Below are 14,147 nucleotides of genomic sequence, written 5' to 3' on the forward strand. Positions count from 1 at the left end.
GGAAGCGGGTAAGTCCCGTCGGTTTTCCTACGGGAAATCGAGTGCGTGCGGGCCGAGGGGCGGGACGAGTCCCTCGGCCGCCGCGCGGGTGAGCAGTCCGCGGACCGCCGCGTAACCGTCCTCGCCGAGTTCCGAGGTGAACTCGTTGACGTAGAGCCCGATGTGCTGGTCGGCGACGGCCGGGTCCATCTCCTGGGCGTGGGCCATCACGTACGGCCGGGAGACCTCGGGGTCGTCCCAGGCCGCGTGGACGGAGGCGCGGATCGAGTCGGCGAGGCGGGTGAGCGTCTCGGCGCCCAGCGACCGCTTCGCGATGATCGCGCCCAGCGGGATCGGCAGACCCGTCGTGTCCTCCCAGTGCTCGCCCATGTCCGCGAGCTTGTGCAGGCCGTAGTTCTGGTACGTGAAGCGCGCCTCGTGGATCACGAGACCCGCGTCGACCTTCCCGTCCCGCACGGCCGGCATGATCTCGTGGAAGGGCATGACCACGATCTCGCCCACTCCGTCCGGGAGGGTGTCCGCCGCCCAGAGGCGGAACAGCAGGTACGCCGTCGACCTCTCGCTCGGCACGGCGACCGTACGGCCGGTGAGGTCCGCGCCCGCCTCCCTCGTCAGCACCAGCGGCCCGCAGCCCCGCCCCAGCGCGCCCCCGCAGGGCAGCAGGGCGTACTCGTCGAGGACGTACGGCAGCACGGCGTACGACACCTTCAGCGCGTCCGACTCGCCGCGCTCGGCCATGCCGTTGGTGATGTCGATGTCCGCGAAGGTCACGTCGAGCGCGGGCGCGCCCGGGATCCGGCCGTGGGCGAGGGCGTCGAAGACGAAGGTGTCGTTCGGGCAGGGCGAGTACGCGATGCGCAGCGGGTCAGCGGTGGTCATGTGGGTTCCAACTCTCCAGGGCGGGCGCGAGCTTCCCGAAGGCCTCGGTCAGGGCGGCCAGGGCGTCGCCGATCCGCCAGGCGGCACGGTCGCGGGGGCCGACGGGGTTGGAGACCGCGCGTATCTCCAGCACGGGCACGGCGTGTGCGGCGGCCGCCTCGGCGACGCCGAAGCCCTCCATGGCCTCGGCGAGGGCACGGGGGTGCCGGGCCAGCAGTTCGGCGGCGCGGGCGGCGGTTCCGGTCACCGTGGAGACGGTGAGTACCGCTCCGAGGCGAGCTCCGACAGCTTGCGCCGTAACTCGTACGAGTGAATTTGCTGGACGGTGGCTGACGGTCCCGAAGCCCAGTTCGGTGACCGGCAGAAATCCGTCGGCCGTTTCGGCACCCAGATCGGCCGCGATGATCTCGTCGGCGACGACCACGGAGCCGACGGGCGCCATCGGCTGGAAACCGCCGGCGATCCCGGCGGAGACGACCAGCGCGTAGGGGCGGCCTTCGAGGGCGGCGGCGGTGAGGGCGGTCGCGGTGCCGGCGGCGGCCGGGGCCGGTCCGACCCCGGCGGCGAGGAGGTCGTACCCCGCGCCGGTGCGGTGCAGCAGGGCCGAGCCCGGCAGCCGCACCTCGCTCGTCCCGCCCGGGAACGCCCCGGCCACCGCGTCCCGTTCGGCCGGGACCGCGGTGGCGACGAGGACGCGTACGGCGGACGTGGTCACTCCTGCGGCCGTCAGGCGTCCTTCTTGAGCTTGAAGGACCACAGGCCCAGCACCGACTTGTCGCCCTCCTTGATGGAGACGAGGGTCGAGTTGCCGGAGGCGCCGTACTGGGCGTTGAAGAACACGCTGCCCGGGATGGTGCGGTAGGTCTTGGTGCTGGAGTCGGTGAGCGCCTGACCGTTCATCAGGATCGTCCAGCCGTTGTCCGCGATCTTCGGGTCGACGCCGAAGCGGACCGTGTCGTCCGGGTCCACCTTGATGGACTTGATCCCGGTGTCCTTGAGGCACTTCGTGAGGGAGGCCGTGTCCAGCGTCTTGCCGTCGTTGTAGCAGGTGGCCTCGGAGTTGACCGAGTTCGTGCCGACGGTGATCGTGGCGATCGGCGTCGGCTTGTCACAGGCCGACAGGACGAGCAGTCCGGCGGAAACGGCGCCGGCGGCGGCGACGACGCGGCGGCGTCGCGAGCGGGAGTGCAGCGTGGTCATGGCCGAAGGCTATCGGGCACTCTCGGCCGTCTCCCCATGTGGGGTACGGCGTGCCCGGTTCGTTACGCCACTCGCGGTCGGGGGTGGGTGCCGTGCCGGGCGGAGGCGAGCAGGCCCCGCAGGGTGGTCAGCCAGCCGACCGCCACGATCGCGGCGGCCACCACCAGACCCAGGGTGCCGTTCAGCGGCATCACGATGCCCACCGCACCGCCGAACACCCAGGCCACCTGGAGCAGTGTCTCCGAACGGGCGAACGCGGACGTGCGCACCAGCTCCGGCACGTCCCGCTGGATCAGGGCGTCCAGGGACAGCTTGGCCAGCGCCTGCCCGAAACCGGCCACCGCCGCCAGCACCGCCACCAGGAAGGCGCCGAAGAACAGCGCCGCGACGATCGCCGTCCCCAGCACCAGCGCCACCGCCGCCACGATGATGATCTCCGGCGCCCGGGAGCGCAGCCACGACCCCACCGCCGTACCGAGCGCGTTGCCGGCGCCCGCCGCGACCCCCACGATCCCCAGCGACACGGCCGCGCTCTCCCCGGTCAGCGGGTGCTCGCGGAGCAGGAACGCCAGGAAGAAGATCAGGAAGCCGGAGAGGCAGCGCAGGGCGGCGTTGGCGCCGAGGGCATGGGTGACGGCGGGCCCGACCGTCCGCAGCCCCGGCCGCCTCGCCTCCTTCCGGTGCGGGCCGTGCAGATGCTCCTCGTCGGCGGCGAGCAGCGCCACGTCCTCGCCCTTGGCCGAGTCGACCTTCGGGGGGAGGGTGAAGGAGAGAAACGTCCCGGCAACGAAGATCACGAAGGCGCCGTAGAGCGGCCAGGGGTCACCGACGGCATGCAGCCCGGCCCCGACCGGGGCGGCGACGCCGGTGGCGAGCAGCCCCGCGAGGGTGACCCGCGAATTGGCCTTCACCAGCGAGAACCGCGGCGGCAGGAGTCTGGGCACGACGGCACTGCGCACCACGCCGTACGCCTTCGACGCGACCAGCACCCCGAGCGCGGCCGGGTACAGCTCCAGGCTGCCGCCGGCCACCGCCCCGGAGATGACCAGCGCGAGCAGCGCCCGCGCGAGCATGGACCCGGCCATCGCGGCCCGGCGCCCGTGCGGCAGCCGGTCGAGCAGCGGGCCGATGACCGGGGCGAGGACGGTGAAGGGCGCCATGGTGATGGCGAGGTAGAGCGCGACGCGGCCGCGGGCCTCGTCGGTGGGCACGGAGAAGAACACGGTGGAGGCGAGCGCGACGGTGATCATCACGTCACCCGCGCCGTTGACCGCATGCAACTCGATCAGCTTCCCCAGCCCGGACTCGCCGGCGCCGTGCGCGTGGGTGGCCTTGCGGATGCCGCGGGCGGTTCCGGTCACCGGGAGGTGCAGGGCACGGCCGACGGAGCGGACGGCACCGCGCATCCGGCCCGCACCGCTACCGACCCCGACGGCGCGCTGGGGTGACCTCGCGGTTGCCACGTGCTTCATAGTGCCCTGAGAGTGCAGTTCCTAGTGCACTTTGTGGCCAAGCGAGTCGTAGGGGGAGCCCTGGGGTGGGGCGGAGCCCGTGCAGGACGCGGCTGGGCAGCGCCCCTTCAGGGGCGCGGGGAACTGCGCGGGCAACCCCCACCCACCCGCACCCGAAACACGACCTGCCCCCACCCCCGTCGGCTCTCCCCCTCCCTGCTCGCACGCCGGACTGTCCCCATCCACCGGCGACGGGGTAGCGTGCCTATCTCAGCCATAACGCAGAATGGATGGCATAGGTGCGCCCGAGCGCGATCGGACGCGGACGTCGATGCGGCCCACAGGTCCGCTCCGTCCGCCCCACCGCCGGAGGCAACCGCACTCGTGAGACGGCGTAGGAGAGAAGCGATACCTGTGAGCGCAGCGACAACGCGAAGCCGCACCCCCGACCGTCTGTGCGCCGAGGCCGTCGACCTCGCCCGTGGAGCCGCCGAGGAGGCCGCCGCACCCGGGGTGGTCGGCGAGCACGCCGGAGCGGTGGCCGAGGGCGATCGCGTGGTCACGCACTTCTTCGAGTGCAAGGAGCTGGGGTACCGCGGCTGGCGCTGGGCGGTGACCGTGGCCCGCGCCTCCCGCGCCAAGGTCGTCACGCTGGACGAGGTGGTCCTCCTCCCCGGCTCCGACGCCCTCCTCGCCCCCGAGTGGGTGCCGTGGAGCGAGCGGCTGCGCCCCGGCGACATGGGCCCCGGAGACCTGCTGCCCACCGAGGCCGAGGACCTCCGCCTGGAGCCCGGCTACACCGGCGAGGACGAGCCGGAACCGAACTCCCCGATCTCGGAGGAGATGGAGGAGCTCGCGGAGGCGGAGGACGCCGAGGTCACCGCGGGCACCCCCGCGCACCTGCCGACGGTCCCCTCCCGCGGCACGATCGCCTCGATCGCCGAGGAACTCGGCATGCGCCGCGCCCGGGTCCTGTCCCGCTACGGCCTGCACATCGCCGCCGACCGCTGGGAGGAGTCGTTCGGCGCGAAGACCCCCATGGCCCAGGCGGCCCCCGCGACCTGCGTGAGCTGTGGCTTCCTCACCCCCATCGGCGGCTCCCTCGGGCAGGCCTTCGGCGTCTGCGCCAACGAGTTCTCCCCGGCCGACGGCCGGGTCGTCTCCCTCTCCTACGGCTGCGGCGGTCACTCGGAGGCCGCGGTCATGCCGAAGACCCCCCAGCCGGCCCCGCCGGTCATCGACGAGACGCGAGTCGACCCCTTCCCGCTCCGCCCCGCCTCCGACTCCGGTTCGGTACCGGCGACGGAGGACGAGACGTCGGCGGAGCTGGGCCACTCCTAGCGGTCCGGACGCCCCGTCACCCTCCGGACCGCGTGCCGCTCTTGCCCCTGCGGAGCGGCACGCCGTCCGACGGGCCCCGGGAGCGAGTCCGTCCGACGGCCCCTGGGCGTGAGTCCGTCCGGCCGGGCCACCTCACCTACGCCTCGGCAGCCCGGACCCCACCGCCAGCCGGGGCCGTGGGCCTCGACCAGGCAACCGGCGGCGGCCTGACCGGCCGCCGTACCCCGGGCCCCGTCCGTGTGAGGGGACCCGGGTGCCCGGCGTGGTCGTTTCGCGTGGGCGTGGCCCGCTTCGAGAGTGGGTGTCGCATATGCCAGTGACCCTCTCTCGAAGGAGAACCCATGCCAGGCGGCCTGCCCCCCATCGGCGCCGAGATCCCGTGCAGCATGCTCGGGATCAACACCCCGCTCAAGCTCAAGGAATCCCTGTTCAGCGTCGACTTCCGAGGCGGTATCAAGCACCGGATCGACGTCAACCCCGACGACCCGATCAACAGCGTCCGGATGCGCACGGTCGGCTTCAGGATCACGGCGGAGCTGCCGTCGGACAACGGCGACGGCGGCGGAACCATCACCGTCGAGCAGAACGACGTCGACGTCGACGCGCAGAGCCTGCTGAGGCTGACCCAGCAGTTCCCGCCCAGGTACGAGAACGTGTGGGTGCTCCCCTTCACGATGGTCGTCGACCGGCCGGGCCACGGCGAGCCCCTGATCCTGACGACCAGGGACCCGGCCAGGCTCGTCGCCCAGCTCACCCAGTACCCGCCGCGAGGCGACCTGTACCAGCTGCGGAACCCCGTCGACCTGGTGGACCCGGAGCGGCCCGACGTCACGGTCGCCACGCTCCAGAAGCTCCCGGTCAAGGTCGGCGGCCTCTAGCCGACGCTCCCCCGGTGAGGCGGTACCTTCGTGCTCACGTCGATGAGGAGAGACAACGTGAGCAAGTTCGTGCGGCCCGCAGCCGAGGGTGCCGACCCGTTCGGGACCGCCCGTCTTGGGCGAGGTGTCCTCGACGCCTGGGCCACCAGCCCCGCCCGGTTCCGGGAGGACGCCAACGCCGAGGAGGACCTGGTCCTCGGGGGGTACCGGGACCGGCTCGTCGTGGAGCTCGCGCAGAACGCCGCCGACGCGGCCGCCCGCGCCGGCGTCCCCGGCCGGTTCCGGCTCACCCTCCGCGACGGCGTCCTGTTCGCCGCCAACACCGGCGCCCCGCTGGACGCGGTCGGTGTCGAGTCCCTCTCCACCCTGCGTGCCTCGGCCAAGAGGGGGGACAGCGACAGCGCGGTCGGGCGGTTCGGCGTCGGGTTCGCCGCCGTGCTGGCCGTGACCGACGAACCCGCGGTCGTCGGGCGGCACGGCGGGGTCCGCTGGTCCCTCGCCGAGGCCCGGGAACTGGCCGAGGAGACCGCCCGGCACAGCCCGGGGCTGGGCGACGAGATCCGCCGGCGTGACGGTCATGTCCCCCTGCTCCGGCTCCCGTTCGCGGCCGAGGGCACCGCCCCGGACCCGTACGACACGGTCGTGATCCTGCCGCTGCGGGACACGGCCGCCACCGATCTCGCCGAGCGGCTCCTCGACGCCGTGGACGACGCCCTGCTGCTCGCCCTGCCGGGGCTGGAGGAGGTCGTCGTCGAGAAGGACGCCGACACCGTCCGCACCCTGCGCCGCCGCACCGACGGCGCGCTCACCGTCGTGGAGGACTCGCGGGAGGGCACGACCCGCTGGCGTACCGTTGCCGCGCACGGCCGGCTCACCCCCGACCTGCTCGCCGACCGCCCGGTCGAGGAGCGGCTGCGGCCGCACTGGTCGCTGACCTGGGCCGTGCCCACCGACGGCCAGGGCGCCCCCGACCGCCCGCGCACCGCCGCCGTCGTGCACGCCCCCACCCCCAGCGACGAGCCCCTCGGGGTGCCCGCCCTGCTCATCGCCTCCTTCCCCCTCGACACCACCCGCCGGCACGCCGCCCCCGGCCCGCTCACCGACTTCCTGGTGCAGCGCGCGGCCGACGCGTACGCCGAACTCCTCGCCGACTGGCGGCCGGTGGGGGAGGGGATCATCCACCTGGTGCCGGGCCCGCTCGGCAGGGGCGAGCTGGACGGCGCGCTGCGCCAGGCGATCCTGGAGCGGCTGCCGCGCACCGCGTTCCTGCCGCCCGCCGTCGAGCCCGGCGACGACAGCGAACTGCCCGAGGCGCTGCGGCCGCGCGACGCCGAGATCGTGGAGGGGGCGGGGGCCGACACGGTCCGCGTGCTCGCCGAGGTGCTGCCCACGCTGCTGCCCGCCGGTCTCGAACGCCGGGTCGAGCTGCGGACGTTGGGCGTCGCCCGCCTTCCGCTCGCCGACGCCGTCGACCGCCTGGCCGGTCTGGAGAAGGACCCGGACTGGTGGTGGCGGCTCTACGACAGCCTCGCGGGCGTCGACCCGGACCGGCTCTCCGGCCTGCCGGTGCCGCTCGCGGACGGGAGGACCACCATCGGTCCCCGCCAGGTGCTGCTCCCCACCCCGGACGCGACGGCCATCGACCCCGAGGTGCTCGCCCGGCTCGGTCTCAAGGTCGCCCACGAGGACGCCGCCCACCCGCTCCTGGAGAAGCTCGGCGCCCTGCCGGCGTCCCCCCGCGCGGTCCTGACCACCCCGCAGGTGCGGGCGGCGGTCGCGGCCTCGCTCGACGACGACGGGGGTGTGCTCTGGGAGGAGGACGCCCCGGACGCCGAGGAGCTGGCGGACACCGTGCTCGCGCTGGTGCGGGACGCCGGCCTGGAGCCCGGTGACGAGCCGTGGCTGGGCGCGCTGGCCCTCCCGGACGAGGACGGCGAACTCGCCCCGGCCGGTGAACTGGTCTTCCCCGGCAGCGCCTTCGCCCGGCTCGTCCGGGAGGACGAACTGGCGGCCGTCGACGCCGACCTGGCCGGGAAGTGGGGCGAGGGCCCGCTCGCCGCCTGCGGGGTCCTCGCGAACTTCGCGCTCGTCCGCGCCACCGACGTCGTCCTCGACCCGGACGAACTGGAGCCCCGCGAGGGCGACTTCGCCGAACCCGACGACGCGGGCCTGCTCGACGCCGTCGACGTCTGGTGCGAGGACATCCTCGACCGCTTCCCGGACACCCCCGTGCCGCCGGTCGCCACCGAGCTGATCGCCGTCCGCGACCTCGACCTCGTCGACGAGGACCACTGGCCCGAGGCCCTCGCCCTGCTCGCCCAGCCGCCGCTGCGCGACGCCCTCACCCAGCCGGTCCGCATCCTGCTGCCCGACGGCACCCACGAGGTCGTACGGCCGTACACGGCGTGGTGGCTGCGCGGGCACCCGGTGCTCGACGGCCGCCGCCCCGCCGGTCTGCTGGCCGCCGGCGGCGACCCGCTGCTGCGCGGCCTCTACGAGGAGGCCGACGCGACCGGCTTCGAGGACGAGCAGGTGCTGCGGGCGCTGGGCGTACGGACGTCGGTGGCCGCCCTCCTGGACGAGCCGGGCGGCGCCGCCGAACTCCTCGACCGCCTCGCCGACCCGGACCGCTCCGTCACCGGCGCCCAGCTGCACGCCCTGTACGGCGCGCTGGCGGACCTGGACCCCGAGCAGGTGACGCTCCCCGAGGAGCTGCGGGCGGTGCTCGACGGCCGGGTGGAGGTCGTGGACGCGGCGGACGCGGTGGTCGTCGACTCACCCGATCTGCTGCCGTTCACGGCCGGTGTCCCGCTGCTTCCCGTCCGGCCGTCGCGGGCCGCCGAGCTGGCCGAGCTGTTCCAGGTGCGGCGGCTGAGCGAGTCGGTGACGGGGTCGGTGGACTCGGAGGGCACGGAGCACGACGTCCCCGAGTCGGTGCACGTCCTGCTCGGCCCGCGCACCCCGCGGACGTACGTCGAACACGAGGAGCTGGTGGTCGACGGCGTCGAGATCGACTGGCGCCTGACCGGCGACGGCGTCCTGCACGCCGCGACCCTGGAGGGCGTCGCGGCCGGCCTGGCCTGGGCGGCGGGGCAGTGGCCGCGCCGCTTCGAGGTGGCGGCGCTGCTGGAGGACCCGTCCCGGACGGAGGAGCTGGCACGGGACCGCTGGTTCGACTGAGCCGTCGTCCGCAAGGGCCCGCGACAGTTTCCGCGCACAACTTTCAAAAGTCGTACAACCTTTCGCCCCCTGCAGGGATCTGAACGGGGGAGTCATCCAGACTCACCGATCACTTCCATGCAGGGGAACGCATGCGTATACGCGCCACTGTGGCCGCCGTCTCCGGCGCCCTGGCACTCTCCGCCTTCGCGATGCCGGCCGCGCACGCCGCCGGCGGCTCGTCCTTCGGCACCGACGCGACGAAGCTCTTCGCCGCCGCGCACTCGGCGTCCGGCAAGACCGCGTACACCGCGACCACCGCGGACGACGACGCTCCGTACGCCATGAACGTCACCTTCTCGAACGTCAAGATCGCCAAGGCGGTCACGGTGGGCACGAGCGCGCACGTCGCCACGTCGGTCACCTACACGCTGACCCACGGCGCCGACGTCGACATCACGGCCGCGGACTTCTTCTCGGGCGCCTACATCTACAAGGGCTCCTACGACGACCCGGCCAACTTCCTGATCGGCGACGACCCGGCGAAGTGCACGGTCACCTCGGCGACCACCGCCAGCTGCAAGGGGAACATCGACGTCTACCCCGGCGAGGGCGAGCTCTTCAACTCCGACGCCGGCCTCTGGCACGCCGGTGCCCTGGCCATCGCGTACAACGGCCAGGACCCGACCAGCAACGACTTCGACATCACCAAGGTCGGCTACGCCGACCAGGGCGCCCTCGGCAGCACCCAGGTCCAGCGCCTGTCGAAGCTGACGGTCAACGCCGCCCCGGAGCCGGTGAAGAAGGGCAAGACCATCACGGTCACCGGCGCCCTGACCCGGGCCAACTGGGAGGACAACAAGTACCACGGCTACGCCACCCAGCCCGTGGTGCTGCAGTTCCGCAAGAAGGGCACCAGCACGTACAAGAACGTCAAGGGCATCAAGTCGTCCTCGACCGGCACCCTGAAGACGACGACGAAGGCGACGGTGGACGGCTACTACCGCTTCTCCTTCGCCGGCACCGCGACGACCCCGGCGGTCAACGCGACGGGTGACTACGTCGACGTGAAGTAGCAGCACCGAGCAAGACCGGGAGCAATCCCAAGGAGACGTAATCCGGTTGCAAAAGAAACAAAATCTGACCGGATTACGTCTCACTCGTACAACCCCGCCCACCCCTCGTGGATCTGATCACCTGAGTCAACAGACTCCCTAGATCTCTTGGGCCTCGCGCCCACTGTTCCCACTGGGGAATCCATGCGCATTCGTGCCACTGTGGCCGCCGTCTCCGGCGCCCTGGCCCTCTCCGCCCTTGCAGTCCCGGCCGCGCAGGCCGTCGGTGACTCGGGCACGCCGTACACGCTGAACGCGAGCTTCTCGAACCTGTCGATCGCCAAGTCGGTCACAGTCGGCACCACCGCCAAGGTCAGCGTCAAGTACACGTACAAGCTGACGCACGGCGCCGACGTGGACATCACCGCGAAGGACTTCTACACGGACGCCTTCCTGTACAAGGGCTCCTACAGCGCCCCGGCCACCGAGCTGTACGGCGACGCCGACTCGGGGACCTGCACCGCCACCTCCTCGACCACCGCCACCTGCGCCGGTTCCGTCGACATCTACCCGGCCGACGGCGACCTGGAGAGCGCCTGGGCCGGCAGCTGGAACGTGGCCGCCGAGGCCGTCGCCTTCAACGGGCAGAGCCTGACCAACCCCGATCTGAGCAAGGTCGGCTACAAGGACCAGAGCGGCCTCACCACCATCCTGGTCAAGCGCGCGTCCAAGCTGACGGCCAACGCCACCCCGGAGCCGGTGAAGAAGGGCAAGACCATCACGGTCACGGGCACCCTGACCCGCGCCAACTGGGACACCAGCAAGTACGGCGGCTACGGCAGCCAGTCGGTCAAGCTCCAGTTCCGCAAGAAGGGCTCCAGCACCTACACCACGCTGAAGACCATCAAGACGTCCTCCACGGGCGCCCTGAAGACGACGACCACCGCGACGTCCGACGGCTACTACCGCTTCTCCTTCGCGGGCACCTCGACGACCTCGACGGTCAGCGCCACGGGCGACTACGTCGACGTGCAGTAGTCCCGCAAGGGTCAGCGCCCCGTAAGGGGCGCGGGGAACTGCGCGACAAGCCCCCACCGGCCCGCGCGGTTCCCCGCCACCGCATCACACCGGATACTTCCGCTCCACCCACTTCCACACAAGCTCCAGCACCGCCGACGCCACCACGGCCACGCCGACGGCAGTCCACGGCATCACCACCCCCACCAGCTTCAGCGCGAAGAAGGTCTGCAGCGCCGGTACGGCGAGTACGAACACGAAGGCCACGCCCATCGAGGCCACCAGGGCCACCCGCCACCACGTGTACGGGCGGGCGATGATCGCCAGCACCCACATCGAGATCAGGAACAGCGTCAGGGTCGCGGCGCTGGTCTCGGCGTCCAGGGACCCGGTTCCCGTGTAGTAGTGGCGGGCGACCAGATACGTCACGAAGGTCGCGACGCCGGCCACCACACCCCCCGGGATCGAGTACCGCATCACCCGGCGGACGAAGTGCGGCCGCGCCCGTTCCTTGTTCGGTGCCAGGGCGAGGAAGAAGGCCGGGATGCCGATGGTCAGGGTGGAGAGCAGGGTCAGGTGCCGCGGCAGGAAGGGGTACTCGACCTGCCAGCAGACCACGAGGACCGCGAGCAGCACCGAGTAGACCGTCTTGACCAGGAACAGCGTGGCGACCCGGGTGATGTTGCCGATCACCCGGCGGCCCTCGGCCACGACCGAGGGCAGCGTGGCGAAGCTGTTGTTGAGCAGGACGATCTGGGCGACCGCCCGCGTCGCCTCCGAGCCCGAGCCCATCGAGACCCCGATGTCGGCGTCCTTGAGGGCGAGTACGTCGTTCACGCCGTCGCCGGTCATCGCGACCGTGTGCCCGTGCGACTGCAACGCCCCCACCATGTCCCGCTTCTGCTGTGGGGTGACCCGTCCGAAGACGGTGCCCGAGTCGAGGGCCTCGGCCATCTCGCCGGGCTCGGCGGGCAGGCGGCGCGCGTCCACCGTCGTACCGGTGAGGCCGAGCTTCGCCGCCACCGCGCCCACCGACACCGCGTTGTCGCCGGAGATGACCTTGGCCCGGACGTCCTGGTCGGCGAAGTAGCGGAGGGTGTCGGCGGCGTCCGGGCGGAGCCGCTGCTCCAGGACCACCAGTGCGGTGGCGCCGGCCCCCTGCGCCACCTTCGGGTCGTCGAGTTCCCGGCTGGCGCGGGCGAGCAGCAGCACCCGCAGCCCTTCCTCGTTGAGGCGTACGGTTTCGGCCAGTGCCGGGTCGTCGGCGCCGAGGAGCACGTCCGGCGCCCCCAGCAGCCAGGTGCTCAGCTCACCGTCGCCCTCGCTGAAGGTCGCCCCGCTGTACTTGCGGGCGGAGGAGAAGGGCAGCGACTCCACGCACCGCCAGTCCTCGCTGTCCGGGTAGGCGTCGATGATCGCCTGGAGGGAGGCGTTGGGGCGCGGGTCGGACTCGCCGAGCGAGCCCAGCACCTTGCGTATGTACGTCTCGTCGACCCCGTCCAGCGCCCGCAGCTCGGTGACGTCCATGCCGCCCTCGGTGAGGGTGCCGGTCTTGTCGAGGCAGACGGTGTCGATCCGGGCGAGGCCCTCGATCGCGGGGAGTTCCTGTACCAGGCACTGCTGGCGGCCCAGCCGGATCACGCCGATCGCGAAGGCGACGGAGGTGAGCAGGACCAGGCCCTCGGGGACCATCGGGACGATGCCGCCGACCGTGCGGGCGACGGCGTCCTTGAGGCCGTTGTTCTTCACGACCAGCTGGGTGGCGACCAGGCCGATCGCGGCCGGGACCATCATCCAGGTCACGTACTTGAGGATGGTCGAGATACCGGAGCGCAGCTCGGAGTGGACGAGCGTGAAGCGGGACGCCTCCTCGGCGAGCTGGGCCGCGTACGCCTCCCGGCCGACCTTGGTCGCGGCGAACGCGCCACCGCCGGCCACCACGAACGAACCCGACATCACCTGGTCGCCGGGGCGTTTGACGACCGGGTCGGCCTCGCCGGTGAGCAGCGACTCGTCGATCTCCAGGCCGTCGGCCTCGGCGCACACCCCGTCCACGACGATCTTGTCCCCGGGGCCGATCTCGATCAGGTCACCGAGCACGATCTCACTCGTGCTCACTTCGACGGCGGCCCCGTCCCGGCGCACGGTCGGCCGCGCCTCGCCGATCACCGCGAGCGAGTCCAGGGTCTTCTTCGCCCGCCACTCCTGCACGATGCCGATGCCCGTGTTGGCGAGGATCACGAAGCCGAACAGGCTGTCCTGGATCGGCGCCACGACCAGCATGATCAGCCACAGCACACCGATGATCGCGTTGAAGCGGGTGAAGACGTTGGCGCGCACGATCTCGCCGAACGAACGGCTGCTGCGCACCGGTACGTCGTTGACCTGGCCGCGCGCGACGCGCTCCGCGACCTCGGCGGATGTCAGGCCGGTCGCCCTGATCGGCACCGGCAGCGGTACGGGATGCACAGGGTCGAGCTCGGCGCCCGCGTCGATGTGCTGCATGCCTTCGACGGTACGTGCGGATTTGCGCGTTCACCTGCCGAGTGCCCGGAAGATCCGACCAGGGGAGGACCTAACTCGTGCGCAGGTTGTAGACGCCGGGGGCTTCGCCCACCCGCCCGCCCGACTCGGTCCCCTGAAAAGCCGGGGCACTCTCCATCCTGCCCGGCCTCTGTGGCGCGAGGTCCGCCGCGGTTGGGCGCTCCGCCGGAAGTGCCGCGATCTGCCGACTGCCGACCGCGGCGCCGTCGTGGCTGGTCGCGCAGTTCCCCGCGCCCCTTACGGGGCGCTGCCAGTCCGTCCGGCGTCCGAGGGCGAGGTCCCTACTCGGCCGCCGCAACATGCGCCTTGATCGCCGCGTCCCGCCGCTTCACGTAGTACACGCCGATCAGGCCGAGGCCCCCGCCGGCCAGGCAGGTCCAGATCCACCAGGTGTGGCCGTGGTCGGAGTACCAGCCGTAGAAGGGGAGCTGGGCCAGGAAGAGGACGAACCAGATGATCGTGCCGCCGATGATCGTCGGGACGACAGGGCCCTCAAGGGGCTCCGGTGCCTCGTGCTGGGGGATCCACTTCGCCATGGCGCTCAGCTTACGCACCTGCCGGGTCTACGCGCGGAGATAGCGATCTGGGCATCATACGTTCATACTGAAACCGTTTGTGTTTGA

At 72.0% G+C, this 14,147-nt stretch carries 11 protein-coding genes; 5 read left to right on the forward strand and 6 right to left on the reverse strand.

Features of this window, described 5'->3' with window-relative positions; genetic code table 11:
* Positions 1-27: 27 nt before the first annotated feature.
* The 4 genes from ABZ887_RS29920 to ABZ887_RS29935 form a co-directional block, all read right to left on the reverse strand.
* Positions 28-879: a 1,4-dihydroxy-6-naphthoate synthase gene (locus ABZ887_RS29920; protein WP_361295684.1), complete on the reverse strand. Its 852-nt coding sequence runs from the start codon at positions 877-879 to the stop codon at positions 28-30.
* Positions 866-1,636 carry a futalosine hydrolase gene (locus ABZ887_RS29925; protein ID WP_361295687.1) on the reverse strand — a complete coding sequence of 257 codons (771 nt, stop codon included), beginning with the start codon at positions 1,634-1,636 and terminating at the stop codon, positions 866-868. The genes ABZ887_RS29920 and ABZ887_RS29925 overlap by 14 nt, the downstream gene beginning before the upstream one ends.
* The gene (locus ABZ887_RS29930) at positions 1,606-2,079 is read right to left on the reverse strand and encodes a DUF2771 domain-containing protein (RefSeq protein WP_361295690.1); all 474 of its coding nucleotides are present in this window, start codon (positions 2,077-2,079) and stop codon (positions 1,606-1,608) included. The genes ABZ887_RS29925 and ABZ887_RS29930 overlap by 31 nt, the downstream gene beginning before the upstream one ends.
* A gap of 62 nt (positions 2,080-2,141) precedes the next feature.
* On the reverse strand, positions 2,142-3,485 hold the full coding sequence (locus ABZ887_RS29935) for an MFS transporter (protein ID WP_361295882.1): 1,344 nt from the start codon (positions 3,483-3,485) through the stop codon (positions 2,142-2,144).
* A 459-nt stretch (positions 3,486-3,944) separates the two neighbouring features.
* Here ABZ887_RS29935 and ABZ887_RS29940 point away from each other — a divergent pair, with 459 nt between their 5' ends.
* The 5 genes from ABZ887_RS29940 to ABZ887_RS29960 all read left to right on the forward strand — a co-directional run bounded on the left by ABZ887_RS29940 (position 3,945) and on the right by ABZ887_RS29960 (position 11,001).
* Positions 3,945-4,871, forward strand: a complete 927-nt coding sequence (locus tag ABZ887_RS29940; protein WP_361295693.1) for a DUF3027 domain-containing protein — start codon at positions 3,945-3,947, stop codon at positions 4,869-4,871.
* Between the two features lie 341 nt (positions 4,872-5,212).
* Positions 5,213-5,749, forward strand: a complete 537-nt coding sequence (locus ABZ887_RS29945) for a hypothetical protein (RefSeq protein WP_361295696.1) — start codon at positions 5,213-5,215, stop codon at positions 5,747-5,749.
* 57 nt (positions 5,750-5,806) lie between these two features.
* Positions 5,807-8,929: a molecular chaperone Hsp90 gene (locus tag ABZ887_RS29950; RefSeq protein ID WP_361295699.1), complete on the forward strand. Its 3,123-nt coding sequence runs from the start codon at positions 5,807-5,809 to the stop codon at positions 8,927-8,929.
* Positions 8,930-9,060: 131 nt separating this feature from the next.
* On the forward strand, positions 9,061-9,984 hold the full coding sequence (locus tag ABZ887_RS29955) for a hypothetical protein (protein ID WP_361295702.1): 924 nt from the start codon (positions 9,061-9,063) through the stop codon (positions 9,982-9,984).
* Between the two features lie 183 nt (positions 9,985-10,167).
* Positions 10,168-11,001, forward strand: a complete 834-nt coding sequence (locus tag ABZ887_RS29960) for a hypothetical protein (protein ID WP_361295705.1) — start codon at positions 10,168-10,170, stop codon at positions 10,999-11,001.
* Between the two features lie 84 nt (positions 11,002-11,085).
* On the opposite strand, the gene ABZ887_RS29965 is transcribed toward ABZ887_RS29960, so the two are convergent.
* Complete coding sequence (locus ABZ887_RS29965; protein ID WP_361295708.1) at positions 11,086-13,485, reverse strand: HAD-IC family P-type ATPase; 2,400 nt, start codon at positions 13,483-13,485, stop codon at positions 11,086-11,088.
* Between the two features lie 320 nt (positions 13,486-13,805).
* A complete protein-coding gene (locus ABZ887_RS29970; protein ID WP_361295711.1) occupies positions 13,806-14,060 on the reverse strand; it encodes a DUF2530 domain-containing protein in 255 nt (84 codons plus the stop codon).
* Positions 14,061-14,147: the final 87 nt, after the last annotated feature.

The organism is Streptomyces sp. NPDC047061, from assembly GCF_040643955.1.
In the GTDB taxonomy this organism is placed as follows: Bacteria; Actinomycetota; Actinomycetes; order Streptomycetales; family Streptomycetaceae; genus Streptomyces.